This is a genomic window from Burkholderia sp. YIM B11467, assembly GCF_052952715.1.
In genome coordinates this window covers 169,551-183,851 of the sequence record NZ_JBQVSQ010000010.1, presented here as the reverse complement: position 1 = coordinate 183,851, position 14,301 = coordinate 169,551, and the positions used below count along the sequence as shown (strand labels likewise).

Sequence of the window (14,301 nt, the reverse complement as noted above, 5' to 3'; positions counted from 1 at the left end):
AAGGAGACGTCAATGAAAATGAAGACCCTCGCACACGCTTGTCTCGCGCTCGCGACCGCCGCGTTCACTGCCGGCGCCGCCCAAGCCGCGGATACCGTGAAGATCGGCTTCATCACCGACATGTCGGGGCTTTACGCGGACATCGACGGGCAGGGCGGCCTCGAGGCGATCCGCATGGCGGTCGCCGACTTCGGCGGCAAGGTGCTCGGCAAGCCGATCGAGGTCGTCTATGCCGATCACCAGAACAAGGCCGACATCGCCGCGTCGAAGGCGCGCGAATGGATGGATCGCGGCGGGCTCGACCTGCTGGTCGGCGGCACGAACTCGGCGACGGCGCTGTCGATGAACCAGGTCGCGGGCGAGAAGAAGAAGGTCTACATCAACATCGGCGCGGGGGCCGACACGCTGACCAACGAGCAGTGCACGCCGTACACCGTCCACTACGCGTACGACACGATGGCGCTCGCGAAGGGCACCGGATCGGCGGTGGTGAAGCAGGGCGGCAAGTCCTGGTTCTTCCTGACCGCCGACTATGCGTTCGGCAAGGCGCTCGAGAAGAACACGTCGGATGTCGTGAAGGCGAACGGCGGCCAGGTGCTCGGCACGGTGCGTCACCCGCTGTCCGCGTCGGACTTCTCGTCGTTCCTGTTGCAGGCGCAATCGTCGAAGGCGCAGATCCTCGGCCTCGCGAACGCGGGCGGCGACACGATCAACTCGATCAAGGCCGCGAAGGAGTTCGGCATCACGAAGACGATGAAGCTCGCCGCGCTGCTGATGTTCATCGACGACGTGCACAGCCTGGGCCTCGAGACGACGCAGGGCCTCGTGCTGACCGACAGCTGGTACTGGAATCGCGACGCGGCGTCGCGCCAGTGGGCGCAGCGCTACTTCGGCAAGATGAAGAAGATGCCGTCGAGCCTGCAGGCGGCCGACTACTCGTCGGTGACGACCTACCTGAAGGCCGTCCAGGCCGCCGGCACGACCGACTCCGACAAGGTGATGGCCGAGCTGAAGAAGATCAAGATCAACGACTTCTACGCGAAGGGCTACATCCGCACGGACGGCAGCATGATCCACGACATGTACCTGATGGAAGTGAAGAAGCCGTCGGAATCGAAGGAGCCGTGGGACTACTACAAGGTGCTCGCGACGATTCCGGGCGAGCAGGCGTTCGGGACCAAGCAGGAGACGCGCTGCGCGCTGTGGAAGTAAGCGCGACGTAGCGGCGCGCGCGGGCGCGCCGCGCAGTGGCGGCTGCGGCGATGTGCCCGCTGCGCCGCCCGCGTGCGCAATGCATGAAGGTTGCGCACGCAACGAAACTCATTCTGACGGCTAAGTCGATGGAAATCTTTGGCATTCCGTTGCCGGCGATGCTGAGCCAGTTGCTGCTCGGGCTCGTCAACGGCTCGTTCTACGCGATCCTGAGCCTCGGGCTCGCGGTGATCTTCGGGCTGCTCAACGTGATCAACTTCGCGCACGGCGCGTTGTTCATGCTGGGCGCGATGCTCGCGTGGATGGGCCTGTCGTATTTCGGGCTGCCGTACTGGGCGATGCTGGTGCTGGCGCCGCTGGTCGTCGGCGCGTTCGGGATCGCGATCGAGCGCTCGATGCTGCGCTGGCTGTACAAGCTCGATCACCTGTACGGGCTGCTGCTCACGTTCGGCCTCACGCTGGTCGTCGAAGGCGTGTTTCGGTCGATCTACGGCTCGTCCGGCCAGCCGTACGACGTGCCGTCGCAGCTTTCCGGCGCCACCAACCTCGGCTTCATGTTCCTGCCGAACTACCGTGCGTGGGTCGTCGTCGCATCGCTCGCGGTGTGCCTCGTGACGTGGTTCGTGATCGAGAAGACGCGCCTGGGTGCCTACCTGCGCGCGGGTACCGAGAACCCGAAGCTGGTCGAGGCGTTCGGCGTGAACGTGCCGATGATGATCACGCTCACCTACGGCTTCGGCGTCGCGCTCGCCGCGTTCGCGGGCGTGCTGGCCGCGCCGGTGATCCAGGTGTCGCCGCTGATGGGCCAGCCGATGATCATCACCGTGTTCGCGGTGGTCGTGATCGGCGGGATGGGCTCGATCCTCGGCTCGATCGTCACGGGCCTGCTGCTCGGTGTGATCGAGGGCTTCACGCGCGTGTTCTATCCCGAAGCGTCGGCCACCGTCGTGTTCGTGATCATGGCGATCGTGCTGCTGTTCCGCCCGGCGGGCCTCTTCGGCAAGGAAAAATGATGCAGAGAAAAGTGCTCTACGGCGTGCTGCTCGCCGCACTGCTCGCGGCGCCGTTCATCGGTGCGTATCCGGTGTTCGTGATGAAGGTGCTCACGTTCGCGCTGTTCGCGGCCGCGTTCAACCTGCTGATCGGCTATACGGGGCTGCTGTCGTTCGGCCATGCGATGTTCCTCGCGACCGCCGGCTACGCGACCGGCTACTCGATACAGACGCTCGGTTTCACGCCGGAGCTCGGCGTGCTCGTCGGCACCGTCGCCGCGACGCTGCTCGGGCTCGTCGTCGGGCTGTTCGCGATCCGCCGGCAGGGTATCTACTTCGCGATGATCACGCTCGCGTTCGCGCAGATGGTCTACTTCATCTACCTGCAGGCGCCGTTCACGCACGGCGAGGACGGCCTGCAGGGCGTGCCGCGCGGCCACCTGTTCGGGCTGCTCGACCTGTCGAACGACGTCGCGCTGTACTACGTCGTGCTGGCCGTGGTGGTCGCCGCGTGCGCGTTCATCGTGCGGGTCGTCCATTCGCCGTTCGGCCAGGTGCTCGTCGCGATCAAGGAGAACGAAGCGCGCGCGATCTCGCTCGGCTACGACACCGATCGCTTCAAGCTGCTCGCGTTCATCCTGTCGGCCGGGCTCGCCGGGCTGGCGGGCTCGCTGAAGGTGCTCGTGCTGGGCTTCGAGACGCTCTCCGATGCGTACTGGACGATGTCGGGCCTCGTCGTGCTGATGACGCTCGTCGGCGGGATGGGCACGCTGTTCGGGCCGCTGCTGGGGGCCGCGCTGATCGTCGCGCTGGAAGACCGGCTCGGCGACATCGGCGAATGGCTCGCGTCGACGACGGGCGTTGCGTGGTTCCACTCGCTCGGCGAATCGGCGACGATCGTCACGGGGCTGATTTTCATCGCATGCGTGCTGGCATTCCGGCGCGGCATCGTCGGCGAAATGGTCGCGCGGATCAAACCGCTCAGGGCGTCCTGAGCGCGGGTCCGCACGCGTCGCGTGCACGTTGATGCGAAGCACCATCCGGGACGCTTCGGAAGGGTGCCGCAGCGGGCTCGGGCCGGCGCCGCGCGGCAGACTGGTGCCCCATTTTCGTGCGGCGATGCACCATAGGGGTAAATGCTAAGTTGTCGCTCGGTGAAAGGTCCTTTAATCTTCGTCCTAGTTCTGATGCACCGCGAAACGAATTTGCAGGTGGAGAACGAGGAGACAATCGAGGCACAAAGTGCCCGGACCCCAAAGCGCTGTTGGACGGAATCCAACAGCGCTTTTTCATTTGCGTGCACGAATTTGCGTCGATGGTGCATCGAGCGGCGCCATTGCCGTGTTCCACGCCTCCGTTCGCGCCGCGCATTTTCCGCGCTTCAACGCGTCCCTCCGCTTTTCCATTCTCCGCAATCCATTCGCAGACGACGCGCAGCCATGCGCATACCGTCCGGGCTTACCCGGTTGGCGTGCGCGAAAAGCGTCCGTTACACTTGGCTTTCGCCGACCGTGCGGTCGGGAATATCGGTCGGCAGTTCTCCTACAAGCAGAATGCAGAAGAGGGAGTACGGTTGGATGAGAAGCGCGGGACGTTGGATCGGGGCAGGAAGGGCGGCTGGCGCCGCTCGTTCGTCGTGGGGTGCGAGTGGTGCCATCGCGGCTTTCCCGAGCCGTTCTGCAGCCTGTATGGGCGTTCCGTCGCGATTCCGGGTCGTTGCGTTCGCATCCGTATCCGCAGCCGCGCTGGCATCCGCATGAGCCGCCGGTTTTCCGATCGTCCGCCGCTCGCGTACCTGGCCGCACCAGGCCGGATCGACGCACCTTCCGACCATCGTTGCGCACGCATCGATCGCCCGCGCGATTCCGCATTTCTTCGCTTCCTTCATCCGGACGACACCGCCGCTGCGCATCGTGGCGGTCGAACGACCGCTCCGGCCGGTATCCGGCGCGTGCGTGCGGGGTGCCGTCCGGGAGCTGTCGCGCACGCGCCGCTTCACGGGAAAACGAGCGTAGGCGCGGCAAGGCGAGATAGTTAAATTATTAACTTGTTTTGGGGACCGGGAGCCGCCCGAGCGACCCGTGGCTTTTTCGAGCAGCGTTTGGAGACAACGTAAATGAAGATGAATCGATGGATGGAGGCCGTGCTTGCCGCGGGCCTCGTGTGCGCGGCGGCAACGGCGTCGGCGCAGGTGAAGATCGGCGTGACGCTGTCGGCCACCGGGCCGGCTGCGTCGCTCGGGATTCCGGAAAAGAACACGATCGCGCTGCTGCCGAAGGAAATCGCGGGCAAGAGCGTGCAGTACATCGTGCTCGACGATGCATCCGACACGAGCCGCGCGGTGCAGAACGTGCGCAAGCTGATCGACGAAGACCACGTCGACGCGATCATCGGCTCGTCCGTCACGCCGAACTCGCTCGCGATGCTCGACCCCGTGTCGCAAGGCAAGACGCCGACGATTTCGCTCGCGGCGAGCGCGCAGATCATCGCGCCGATGGACGCGAAGCGCGCGTGGATGTTCAAGGTGCCGCAGAACGACCAGCTGATGGCCGACGCGATCGCCGGTTACATGGCGAAGCACGGCGTGAAGACGGTCGGCTTCATCGGCTTCGCCGATGCGTACGGCGACAGCTGGTACAACACGTTCAACGCGGCGGCCGCGAAGAACGGCCTGAAGGTCGTGTCGAACGAGCGCTTCAACCGTACCGACGCGTCGGTGATGGGGCAGGTGCTGAAGCTGATGGGCTCGAATCCCGATGCGGTGCTGATCGCCGGCTCCGGCACGCCGGCGGCGCTGCCGGCCAAGACGCTGAAGGAGCGTGGCTACAAGGGCAAGGTGTACCAGACGCACGGCGTCGCGAACAACGACTTCCTGCGCGTGTGCGGCAAGGATTGCGAAGGCGAGATCCTGCCGGCCGGCCCGGTGCTCGTGACCGACCAGCTGCCCGATTCGAATCCGGTGAAGAAGGCGGCGCTCGGGTACAAGGCCGCGTACGAGAAGGCCTATGGCGCGGGCTCGCTGGCGACGTTCGGCGGCCACGCATGGGATGCGGGGCTGCTGCTGCAGCGTGCGATTCCCGACGCGCTGAAGAAGGGCCAGCCGGGCACCGAAGCGTTCCGCGAAGCGCTGCGCGCGTCGCTCGAAAGCGTGAAGGATCTGCCCGTGTCGCACGGCGTGATCAACATGACGCCGACCGATCACAACGGCTTCGACACGCGTGCGCGCGTGATGGTGCAGATCGTCGACGGCAAGTGGAAGTTGCAGGCCGAGTAAGCATCACGTGAAACCGGCGTGCGCGGCGCGAACGGCGCCGCACGCGCCGTCGGCAGGGCGCCGGGCTTGACGGGCCGCGCCCGTGCCGCATGGAACCACCGGGCACGCCGCGTGGCGCCTGACGCGCCGATCTTGCGGTCCGTGCATCCCGGCCGTTCCCGTCGCCGTTTCTCCGCAACATTCTCGATACACGAAACGTATGGATCTCTCGATTGCGGCGATCCTCGCGCAAGACGGCATCACGACCGGCGCCATTTATGCATTGCTGTCGCTGGCGCTCGTGCTGGTGTTTTCCGTCACGCGGGTGATCTTCATTCCCCAGGGCGAATTCGTCGCCTACGGTGCGCTGACGCTTGCAGCGTTGCAGGCGCAGAAATTTCCCGCCACCTGCTGGCTTTTATTCGTGATGGGCATCGCGTGCTTCCTGCTCGAAGTCGGCGGCCTGATCCGGCATCGCGAACGCCGCCATCAGCTCGGCCGCACGCTCGCGACGCTCGGCAGCCGCTACATCCTGCTGCCGCTCGCGGTGTTCGCGATTACGCGCAGCGTTGCCGCGCAGCCGTTGCCGATGCTCGCGCAGATCGCGCTGACGCTTGCGATCGTCGTGCCGATGGGGCCGTTCGTCTACCGGCTCGTGTACCAGCCGATCGCCGAAGGTACGACGCTGCTGCTGCTGATCGTGTCGGTCGCCGTCCATTTCGCGATGGTCGGCCTCGGGCTCGTGATGTTCGGCGCGGAAGGCTCGCGCACCAACGGGTTCTCGGATGCGTCGCTGTCGATCGGCAGCATGACGGTGTCGGTGCAGAGCATCCTGGTCGTCGTCACCGCACTCGTGCTGATCGGTGCGCTCTATGTGTACTTCGGCCGCACGATCGCGGGCAAGGCGCTGCGCGCGACGTCGGTGAACCGGCTCGGCGCGCAGCTCGTCGGCATCGGCACGACCGACGCAGGGCGGCTCGCGTTCACGTTCGCGGCGGGGCTCGGCGTGCTGTCCGGCATCCTCGTCGGCCCGCTGACGACGATCTACTACGACTCGGGCTTCCTGATCGGCCTGAAGGGCTTCGTCGGCGCGATCATCGGCGGGCTCGTCAGCTATCCGCTCGCGGCCGCCGGCTCGCTGCTCGTCGGCGTGCTCGAATCGTATTCGTCGTTCTGGGCGAGCGCATACAAGGAGGTGATCGTGTTCACGCTGATTATTCCGGTGCTGCTGTGGCGGAGCTTCGCGACGCCGCACGCGGAAGAGGAAGAGGAGTGACACGATGAAGACGATGGTACGCAACAAGACCTTCTGGGTGTTTCTCGTGGTGCTGTTCTCGCTGCCGGTGCTGCCGGGCGTGCTGCAGGTGCCCGAGTACTGGATCACGCTGCTGAACTACATCGGCCTCTACGCGATCGTCGCGATCGGGCTCGTGCTGCTGACGGGCGTCGGCGGGATGACGAGCTTCGGGCAGGCCGCGTTCGTCGGCATCGGTGCGTATGCGACCGCGTTCCTGACGACGCGGTACGGCGTGTCGCCGTGGCTCGCGCTGATCGTCGGCGTCGTGCTGACGGCGCTCGTCGCGCTCGTGCTCGGCGCGGTCACGATGCGGCTGTCCGGGCACTTCCTGCCGCTCGGCACGATCGCGTGGGGCCTCGCGCTGTTCTACCTGTTCGGCAACCTCGAACTGCTTGGCAAATACGACGGGATCAACGGGATTCCGGCGCTCAACCTGTTCGGCATCGCACTCGAAAGCGGCCGCAGCCTGTACTTCCTGATCTGGGCCGTCGTGCTGGCCGCGATCGTGTCGGTGCAGAACCTGCTGAACAGCCGCCCGGGCCGCGCGATCCGCGCGCTGCGCGGCGGCGGTGTGATGGCCGAGGCGATGGGCGTGAACACCGCGTGGATGCGTGTCGTGATCTTTGTCTACGCGGCCGTGCTCGCGGCCGTGTCGGGTTTCCTTTACGCGCACCTGCAGCGCGCGGTGAATCCGACCCCGTTCGGCCTGAACCACGGGATCGAATTCCTGTTCATGGCCGTGGTCGGCGGCGTGTCGCACGTGTGGGGCGCGGTGCTCGGCGCGGCGATCCTCACCGTGCTGCAGGACTACCTGCAGACGCTGTTGCCGAAGCTGCTCGGCTCGGAAGGCAACTTCGAGATCATCGTGTTCGGCGTGCTGATGGTGCTGCTGCTGCAGTACGCGCGTCAGGGCGTATGGCCGTTCGTCGCGAGGCTGTTCCCGCGCGGGCCGCGCGCGCATGTGCCCGAGCACGCCGATCCGTTGCCGCAGCGCGCGAGGCCCGCGGCCGGCGAGCCGCTGCTTGTCGTCGACAACGCACGCAAGCAGTTCGGCGGGCTCGTGGCCGTCAACGATGTCAGCTTCGACGTGAAGGCGGGGCAGATCATCGGGCTGATCGGCCCGAACGGTGCCGGCAAGTCGACCACGTTCAACCTCGTCACAGGCGTACTGAAGCCGACAAGCGGCACGATCACGTTCCGCGGCGAGCGCATCGACGGGCTCACGTCGCGCCAGATCGTCCGCCGCGGCATCGGCCGCACGTTCCAGCACGTGAAGCTGTTGCCGGCGATGACGGTGCTCGAGAACGTCGCGATCGGCGCACATCTGCGTGGCCATACGGGCGTCTGGCGCAGCATCGCGCGGCTCAATGCACACGAGGAGGCGCAGTTGCTGGCCGAAGCCGCGCGCCAGATCCGCCGCGTCGGGCTCGAAAAGCACATGTACGACGAAGCGGGCAGCCTCGCGTTGGGGCAGCAGCGGATTCTCGAGATCGCACGGGCGCTGTGCTGCGATCCGACATTGCTGTTGCTCGACGAGCCGGCCGCCGGGTTGCGTTACCAGGAGAAGCAGCAGCTCGCCGACCTGTTGCGGCGGCTGAAGGCGGAAGGCATGAGCGTGTTGCTTGTGGAACATGACATGGATTTCGTGATGAACCTCACCGACCGGCTGGTGGTGATGGAATTCGGCACGCGGATCGCGGAAGGGCTGCCGCAGGACGTGCAGCAGGATCCGGCGGTGCTCGAAGCGTATCTGGGCGGGGTGGAGTGATGACGGACACGACGATGCCGATTCTTGAAGTGCGCGGGCTGGCGGTCCGGTACGGGAAGGTGGAGGCGCTGCACTGTGCGGCGATCAAGGTCGGTGCGGGGCAGATCGTCAGCGTGATCGGCCCGAACGGCGCCGGCAAATCGACGCTGCTGAACGCGATCATGGGGGCGCTGCCGGTGACCGGACATGCGTCGGGCGCGGTCGTGTATCGCGGCAACGACGTCGGCGCATTGCCGGTCGAGCAGCGCGTCGCGCGCGGGATGTGCCTGGTACCGGAAAAGCGCGAGCTGTTCAGCACGATGACGGTCGAGGACAACCTCGTGCTGGGCGCGTATCGGCGCAAGCGGGCCGGGGAGGCGAACTTCCTGGACCAGCTCGATCACGTGTTCGCGCTGTTTCCGCGGCTGAAGGAGCGGCGCAAGCAGGCGGCCGGCACGTTGTCAGGCGGCGAGCGGCAGATGCTTGCGGTCGGGCGAGCACTGATGGGCAAGCCCGACCTGCTGATGCTCGACGAACCGAGCCTCGGGCTGGCGCCGCTGATCGTGAAGGAGATCTTTCATATCATCAGTGCGTTGCGCGGTACGGGCGTTGCGACGTTGCTGATCGAGCAGAACGCGCGGGCCGCGTTGCAGATCTCCGACTACGGTTATGTGCTGGAGACGGGCGAATTTGCGCTGGAAGGGCCGGCAGCCGAACTCGCGCAGAATCCGCGCGTGATCGAGACGTACCTCGGGCTGGCGAAGAAAACGGCCTGATTGTTCGAGCGGTTGGCGGGAAACGGGCGGCGTGTTTCACGTGAAACACGCCGCTTTTGTTTGGAGGATCGGGCGATGCCTCGATGGCCCGAGGCCGGGGGATAAGTATCGGGTGAATAGTCGGAAGTTCTGTGTGGTGACGGCGGATAAGGTGTCCACAGTACGGCTGATGATCCCGCGTCTTGCTTCACAGGTTGGGTTCACGGTGCATGGATCTCTGCACAGACCAACGATGTGCTGGTTCTCAGTGGATAAGTGCCGGATCAATAGCTGGAAATTCTGTGAAGAAGAGGGCGAGCGCGGCAGGCACAGGGTGTTGTGTCCGGGTTGTTGCGTCGACCACAGGCTTTGATTGCCGCATGTGTTCCTCGTGCCGCTTTCCCGATGCGGCGGTCTTTGCACAGCCGCTGCGATGTGCGGCGAACTGACCGAGAGCATTGCCGTAGCAGGCCTAACCCCGCGAATTCGTCTGTCGTCCGTCGAAAAATCGACGAAATGCACAGACCCTACCATTCGGACGGCCTTCGGGTGAAAAGCGAACCCGCTATAATTCCGCCCATACATTTCTCAGATAGGTTCGTGCGCAGTCCTGCGTACGGAATCCCACCATGCTTTTTCCCACAGAATTTGACGTCATCGTCGTCGGTGGCGGTCACGCCGGCACGGAAGCCGCGTTGGCGTCCGCCCGAATGGGCGCGAAGACACTGCTGCTGACCCACAACATCGAAACGCTTGGGCAGATGAGCTGCAATCCGTCGATCGGCGGCATTGGCAAGGGCCATCTGGTCAAGGAAGTCGATGCGCTGGGCGGCGCGATGGCCGCCGCGACGGACGAGAGCGGTATTCAGTTCCGGATCCTCAATTCGTCGAAGGGCCCGGCCGTGCGGGCGACGCGGGCGCAGGCCGATCGCATCCTGTACAAGGCCGCGATCCGCCACCGGCTCGAAAACCAGCCGAACCTGTGGCTGTTCCAGCAGGCTGTCGACGACCTGATGGTCGAAGGCGACCGTGTGGTGGGCGCCGTCACGCAGATCGGCATCCGCTTCCGCGCCCGCGCGGTTGTGCTGACCGCCGGTACGTTCCTCGACGGCAAGATCCACGTCGGCCTGAACAACTACACGGGCGGCCGCGCGGGCGATCCGGCGGCCGTGTCGCTGTCGTCGCGCCTGAAGGAGCTGAAGCTGCCGCAGGGCCGCCTGAAGACCGGTACGCCGCCGCGTATCGACGGCCGGACGATCGACTTCTCGAAGCTGGACGAGCAGCCGGGTGACCTCGATCCGATCCCCGTGTTCTCGTTCCTGGGCCGTGCCGAGCAGCATCCGCAGCAGTTGCCGTGCTGGGTCACGCACACGAACGAGCGCACGCACGACATCATTCGCGGCGGCCTCGACCGTTCGCCTATGTATACAGGCGTGATCGAAGGCGTCGGGCCGCGTTATTGCCCGTCGATCGAGGACAAGATCCACCGGTTCGCATCGAAGGAATCGCACCAGATTTTCCTCGAGCCGGAAGGGCTGACGACCAACGAGTTCTACCCGAACGGGATCTCGACGAGCCTGCCGTTCGACGTCCAGCTCGAGCTTGTGCATTCGATGCGCGGCCTCGAGAACGCGCACATCCTGCGCCCCGGCTACGCAATCGAGTACGACTACTTCGACCCGCGCGCGCTGAAGGCGTCGCTCGAGACGAAGGCGATCAACGGGCTGTTCTTTGCGGGCCAGATCAACGGCACGACCGGTTATGAAGAAGCGGCGGCGCAGGGCCTGCTGGCCGGCCTCAACGCGGGCCGCTACGTGCAGGAGAAGGACGCATGGTGTCCGCGCCGCGACCAGGCCTATCTGGGCGTGCTGGTCGACGATCTGGTGACGCGTGGCGTGGCCGAGCCGTACCGGATGTTCACGAGTCGCGCCGAGTATCGCCTGAGTCTGCGTGAAGACAACGCCGACATGCGCCTGACCGAGATGGGTCGCGAACTGGGGCTCGTCGACGACGCGCGCTGGGATGCATTCAGCCGAAAGCGCGACGCTGTTTCACGTGAAACCGAACGTCTGAAGTCGACGTGGGTCACGCCGAAGACGCTGCCGCCGGAAGAGGCGACCGCGCTGCTTGGCAAGGCGATCGATCACGAATACAGCCTCGCCGAGTTGCTGCGCCGCCCGGGTATCAGCTACGACGGCGTATGCGGTCTGAAGGGCGGCGAATGCGGCCCCGCGGAGCCGCTGGCCGACGATCCGGTGATGCTCGAGCAGATCAAGGAACAGGTCGAGATCGGCATCAAGTATCAGGGTTATATCGAGCGCCAGGCATCCGAGATCGAACGCAACGATGCGAACGAGAACACGCGCCTGCCGGACGGCATCGATTACCGCGAAGTTCGTGGCCTGTCGTTCGAGGTGAGCCAGAAGCTCAATGAGTTCCGACCGGAAACGATCGGGCAGGCGTCGCGCATCTCGGGCGTCACGCCGGCGGCCATCTCGCTGCTGATGGTGCACCTGAAACGCCGCGGCCTGGGGCGTCGTAATGGCACTGCCGCTGAGGCAACGGAGCAGGGGGACGGTGCCGTCCCGACGCAACAATGACGGCGCGTCGCGCGCCGGCGGTTAATCGGGACGTACTGGAACAGATGCTCGTCGACGGCACGACTGCGCTCGACATCACGCTGACGGATGCACAACGCGACCAGCTGCTCGACTATGTCGCGCTGCTCGGCAAGTGGAACGCGGTCTACAACCTGACCGCGATCCGCGACCCGAAGCAGATGCTGATTCAGCATATCCTCGATTCGCTTTCCATCGTCCCGCATCTGCGCGGCCGTGCATCGGCCCGCGTGCTCGACGTCGGTTCGGGTGGCGGGTTGCCGGGTATCGTGCTGGCGATCGTCGAGCCGGACTGGCAGATCACGCTGAACGATATCGTGCAGAAGAAGTCTGCATTCCAGACGCAAATGCGTGCGGAGCTGAAGCTCTCGAACCTGTCGGTCGTCACCGGGCGGGTCGAATCGCTGCAGCCGGGCGTCGAAGTGCCGGAAAAATTCGACATGATCGTCTCTCGCGCCTTCGCTGATCTGTCCGACTTCGTTAAACTTGCTCGACATCTGGTTGCGCAGGGCGGATCGATCTGGGCGATGAAGGGCGTACACCCGGACGACGAGATTGCACGGTTGCCGGAAGGCAGTCGCGTAAAGCAGACGATGCGGCTGGCGGTGCCGATGCTCGATGCCGAACGGCATCTGATCGAAGTGGCCGTCGACGAAGCGAATTGAAGGCGCGCTGTAGCGCGCCGATTGTTTGAAGTAAGAGGAACACACCTACGATGGCAAAGATCTTCTGCGTTGCAAACCAGAAGGGGGGCGTCGGCAAGACGACGACATCGGTCAATCTCGCCGCAAGCCTTGCAGCGCAGGAGCAACGAGTCCTGCTGATCGATCTCGACCCGCAGGGCAACGCGACGATGGGTAGCGGGATCGACAAGGCCGCGTGCGAATCGACCGTGTACGAAGTACTGGTCGACGGCGTGTCGGTGACCGACGCACGTGTGCGTCCGGAAGGCGTCACCTACGACGTGCTGCCCGCGAACCGAGAGCTGTCCGGTGCCGAGATCGAACTGATCAGCATCGACAACCGCGAGCGCCGGCTGAAGGCCGCGCTCGAGTCCGTCGCCGACGACTACGATTTCGTGCTGATCGATTGCCCGCCGACGTTGTCGCTGCTGACGCTGAACGGGCTGTGCGCGGCGCATGGCGTCGTGATCCCGATGCAGTGCGAGTACTTCGCGCTGGAGGGGTTGTCGGACCTCGTCAACACGATCAAGCAGGTTCACGCGAACATGAACCGCGACCTGAAGATCATCGGCTTGCTGCGCGTGATGTTCGATCCGCGCATCACGCTGCAGCAGCAAGTCTCCGATCAACTGAAAGCGCACTTCGGCGACAAGGTGTTCGACGCGGTGATTCCGCGCAACGTGCGCCTGGCGGAAGCGCCGAGTTACGGGCTGCCGGGCGTCGTGTTCGACCGCAGCTCGCGCGGTGCGCAAGCGTATCTCCAGTTCGGTGCCGAGATGATCGAACGCGTCCGCGCGTTCGAGGTGTCGTGATCCGGACATGAGCGAAGCGAGGAAGAAAGACATGAACGCGGTACCAAAGAAGAAGGGCTTGGGACGTGGCCTCGAAGCGCTGCTTGGTGGCAGTGCCGATATCACCGAAGCGGTGAAAATCGAAGGGGCGCCGAACACGCTCGCGCTCGGCAAGCTGCAGGCCGGCAAGTACCAGCCGCGGACGCGGATGGACGAAGGCAGCCTGCAGGAGCTGGCGGCAAGTATTCGCGCGCAGGGCGTGATGCAGCCGATCCTGGTACGGCCCATTTCATCAGACAAATACGAGATCATCGCAGGTGAGCGGCGCTTCCGCGCGGCGCGCCTGGCCGGCCTCGACGAAGTGCCGGTGCTCGTGAAGGACGTGTCCGACCAGGCCGCCGCGGCGATGGCGCTGATCGAGAACATCCAGCGCGAGGATCTGAACCCGCTTGAAGAGGCGCACGGTATCCAGCGCCTGCTCGACGAGTTCGGTTTCACGCACGAGCAGGCGGCCGAATCGGTCGGCCGTTCGCGCAGCGCGGTGTCGAACCTGCTGCGCCTGCTGAACCTCGCGTCGCCGGTGCAGACGATGCTGCTGGCCGGCGATCTCGACATGGGGCATGCGCGCGCGCTGCTTGCCGTCGATGCGGCAACGCAGATCACGCTCGCCCATCAGGTCGTCAACAAGCGCATGTCGGTGCGCGAGACCGAGAAGCTCGTCGCACATACGACGAAGGAAGCGCCGGCCGTGAAGGCGCGTGCGAAGGACGACGGCGGCCGCGATACGCGCCGTCTCGAAGAGGAGTTGTCCGACCTGCTCGCGTCGACGGTGAAGATCAAGCTCGGCCGCCGCGGGCGAGGGCAGGTGATGATCGACTTCGGCAGCCTCGACTCGCTCGAGGGCATTCTCGCGCGGCTGCGCGGCAACGTCGCGACCGAAGAGTAACGGGTTG

General features: G+C 65.1%; 12 protein-coding genes. 11 read left to right on the top strand and 1 reads right to left on the bottom strand.

What is annotated here, in order from left to right; all coding sequences use genetic code 11:
• Positions 1 to 12: 12 nt before the first annotated feature.
• The 3 genes from ACTRWB_RS29595 to ACTRWB_RS29585 all read left to right on the top strand — a co-directional run bounded on the left by ACTRWB_RS29595 (position 13) and on the right by ACTRWB_RS29585 (position 3,199).
• Positions 13 to 1,212, top strand: coding sequence for an ABC transporter substrate-binding protein (locus tag ACTRWB_RS29595; protein WP_193097388.1), 1,200 nt, complete (start codon positions 13 to 15; stop codon positions 1,210 to 1,212).
• Positions 1,213 to 1,340: 128 nt separating this feature from the next.
• Positions 1,341 to 2,225, top strand: a complete 885-nt coding sequence (locus ACTRWB_RS29590) for a branched-chain amino acid ABC transporter permease (protein ID WP_059232805.1) — start codon at positions 1,341 to 1,343, stop codon at positions 2,223 to 2,225.
• Positions 2,225 to 3,199, top strand: a complete 975-nt coding sequence (locus ACTRWB_RS29585; RefSeq protein WP_174418363.1) for a branched-chain amino acid ABC transporter permease — start codon at positions 2,225 to 2,227, stop codon at positions 3,197 to 3,199. The genes ACTRWB_RS29590 and ACTRWB_RS29585 overlap by 1 nt, the downstream gene beginning before the upstream one ends.
• A 494-nt stretch (positions 3,200 to 3,693) precedes the next feature.
• Here ACTRWB_RS29585 and ACTRWB_RS29580 read toward each other — a convergent pair whose 3' ends face one another.
• Entirely contained in the window at positions 3,694 to 4,092 is a 399-nt protein-coding gene (locus ACTRWB_RS29580) for a hypothetical protein (protein WP_446903923.1), read from the bottom strand.
• 228 nt (positions 4,093 to 4,320) lie between these two features.
• Between ACTRWB_RS29580 and ACTRWB_RS29575 the strand changes: the two genes are divergently transcribed.
• The 8 genes from ACTRWB_RS29575 (at position 4,321) to ACTRWB_RS29540 (ending at position 14,294) form a co-directional block, all read left to right on the top strand.
• Positions 4,321 to 5,478 carry an ABC transporter substrate-binding protein gene (locus ACTRWB_RS29575; protein WP_193097390.1) on the top strand — a complete coding sequence of 386 codons (1,158 nt, stop codon included), beginning with the start codon at positions 4,321 to 4,323 and terminating at the stop codon, positions 5,476 to 5,478.
• Positions 5,479 to 5,677: 199 nt separating this feature from the next.
• A complete protein-coding gene (locus tag ACTRWB_RS29570; RefSeq protein ID WP_419685702.1) occupies positions 5,678 to 6,733 on the top strand; it encodes a branched-chain amino acid ABC transporter permease in 1,056 nt (351 codons plus the stop codon).
• Between the two features lie 4 nt (positions 6,734 to 6,737).
• Complete coding sequence (locus ACTRWB_RS29565; protein WP_446903922.1) at positions 6,738 to 8,522, top strand: branched-chain amino acid ABC transporter ATP-binding protein/permease; 1,785 nt, start codon at positions 6,738 to 6,740, stop codon at positions 8,520 to 8,522.
• A complete protein-coding gene (locus ACTRWB_RS29560) occupies positions 8,522 to 9,277 on the top strand; it encodes an ABC transporter ATP-binding protein (protein WP_446903921.1) in 756 nt (251 codons plus the stop codon). Before ACTRWB_RS29565 ends, ACTRWB_RS29560 begins: the two co-directional genes overlap by 1 nt.
• A gap of 608 nt (positions 9,278 to 9,885) precedes the next feature.
• Positions 9,886 to 11,856 (top strand): tRNA uridine-5-carboxymethylaminomethyl(34) synthesis enzyme MnmG, encoded by a 1,971-nt coding sequence (gene mnmG / locus ACTRWB_RS29555; protein ID WP_048247926.1) that lies wholly within the window; start codon positions 9,886 to 9,888, stop codon positions 11,854 to 11,856.
• Complete coding sequence (gene rsmG, locus ACTRWB_RS29550; RefSeq protein WP_446903920.1) at positions 11,853 to 12,539, top strand: 16S rRNA (guanine(527)-N(7))-methyltransferase RsmG; 687 nt, start codon at positions 11,853 to 11,855, stop codon at positions 12,537 to 12,539. The genes mnmG and rsmG overlap by 4 nt, the downstream gene beginning before the upstream one ends.
• Before the next feature lie 50 nt (positions 12,540 to 12,589).
• Positions 12,590 to 13,369 (top strand): ParA family protein, encoded by a 780-nt coding sequence (locus tag ACTRWB_RS29545; protein ID WP_446903919.1) that lies wholly within the window; start codon positions 12,590 to 12,592, stop codon positions 13,367 to 13,369.
• Positions 13,370 to 13,400: 31 nt separating this feature from the next.
• On the top strand, positions 13,401 to 14,294 hold the full coding sequence (locus ACTRWB_RS29540) for a ParB/RepB/Spo0J family partition protein (protein ID WP_129513367.1): 894 nt from the start codon (positions 13,401 to 13,403) through the stop codon (positions 14,292 to 14,294).
• The last annotated feature ends 7 nt before the right edge of the window (positions 14,295 to 14,301 follow it).

Coding starts and splice junctions, on each gene's coding strand:
- ACTRWB_RS29595 (WP_193097388.1), top strand. CDS start 13: ATGAAAATGAAGACCCTCGCACACGCTTGTCTCGCGCTCGCGACCGCC.
- ACTRWB_RS29590 (WP_059232805.1), top strand. CDS start 1,341: ATGGAAATCTTTGGCATTCCGTTGCCGGCGATGCTGAGCCAGTTGCTG.
- ACTRWB_RS29585 (WP_174418363.1), top strand. CDS start 2,225: ATGCAGAGAAAAGTGCTCTACGGCGTGCTGCTCGCCGCACTGCTCGCG.
- ACTRWB_RS29580 (WP_446903923.1), bottom strand. CDS start 4,092: ATGAAGGAAGCGAAGAAATGCGGAATCGCGCGGGCGATCGATGCGTGC.
- ACTRWB_RS29575 (WP_193097390.1), top strand. CDS start 4,321: ATGAAGATGAATCGATGGATGGAGGCCGTGCTTGCCGCGGGCCTCGTG.
- ACTRWB_RS29570 (WP_419685702.1), top strand. CDS start 5,678: ATGGATCTCTCGATTGCGGCGATCCTCGCGCAAGACGGCATCACGACC.
- ACTRWB_RS29565 (WP_446903922.1), top strand. CDS start 6,738: ATGAAGACGATGGTACGCAACAAGACCTTCTGGGTGTTTCTCGTGGTG.
- ACTRWB_RS29560 (WP_446903921.1), top strand. CDS start 8,522: ATGACGGACACGACGATGCCGATTCTTGAAGTGCGCGGGCTGGCGGTC.
- mnmG (WP_048247926.1), top strand. CDS start 9,886: ATGCTTTTTCCCACAGAATTTGACGTCATCGTCGTCGGTGGCGGTCAC.
- rsmG (WP_446903920.1), top strand. CDS start 11,853: ATGACGGCGCGTCGCGCGCCGGCGGTTAATCGGGACGTACTGGAACAG.
- ACTRWB_RS29545 (WP_446903919.1), top strand. CDS start 12,590: ATGGCAAAGATCTTCTGCGTTGCAAACCAGAAGGGGGGCGTCGGCAAG.
- ACTRWB_RS29540 (WP_129513367.1), top strand. CDS start 13,401: ATGAACGCGGTACCAAAGAAGAAGGGCTTGGGACGTGGCCTCGAAGCG.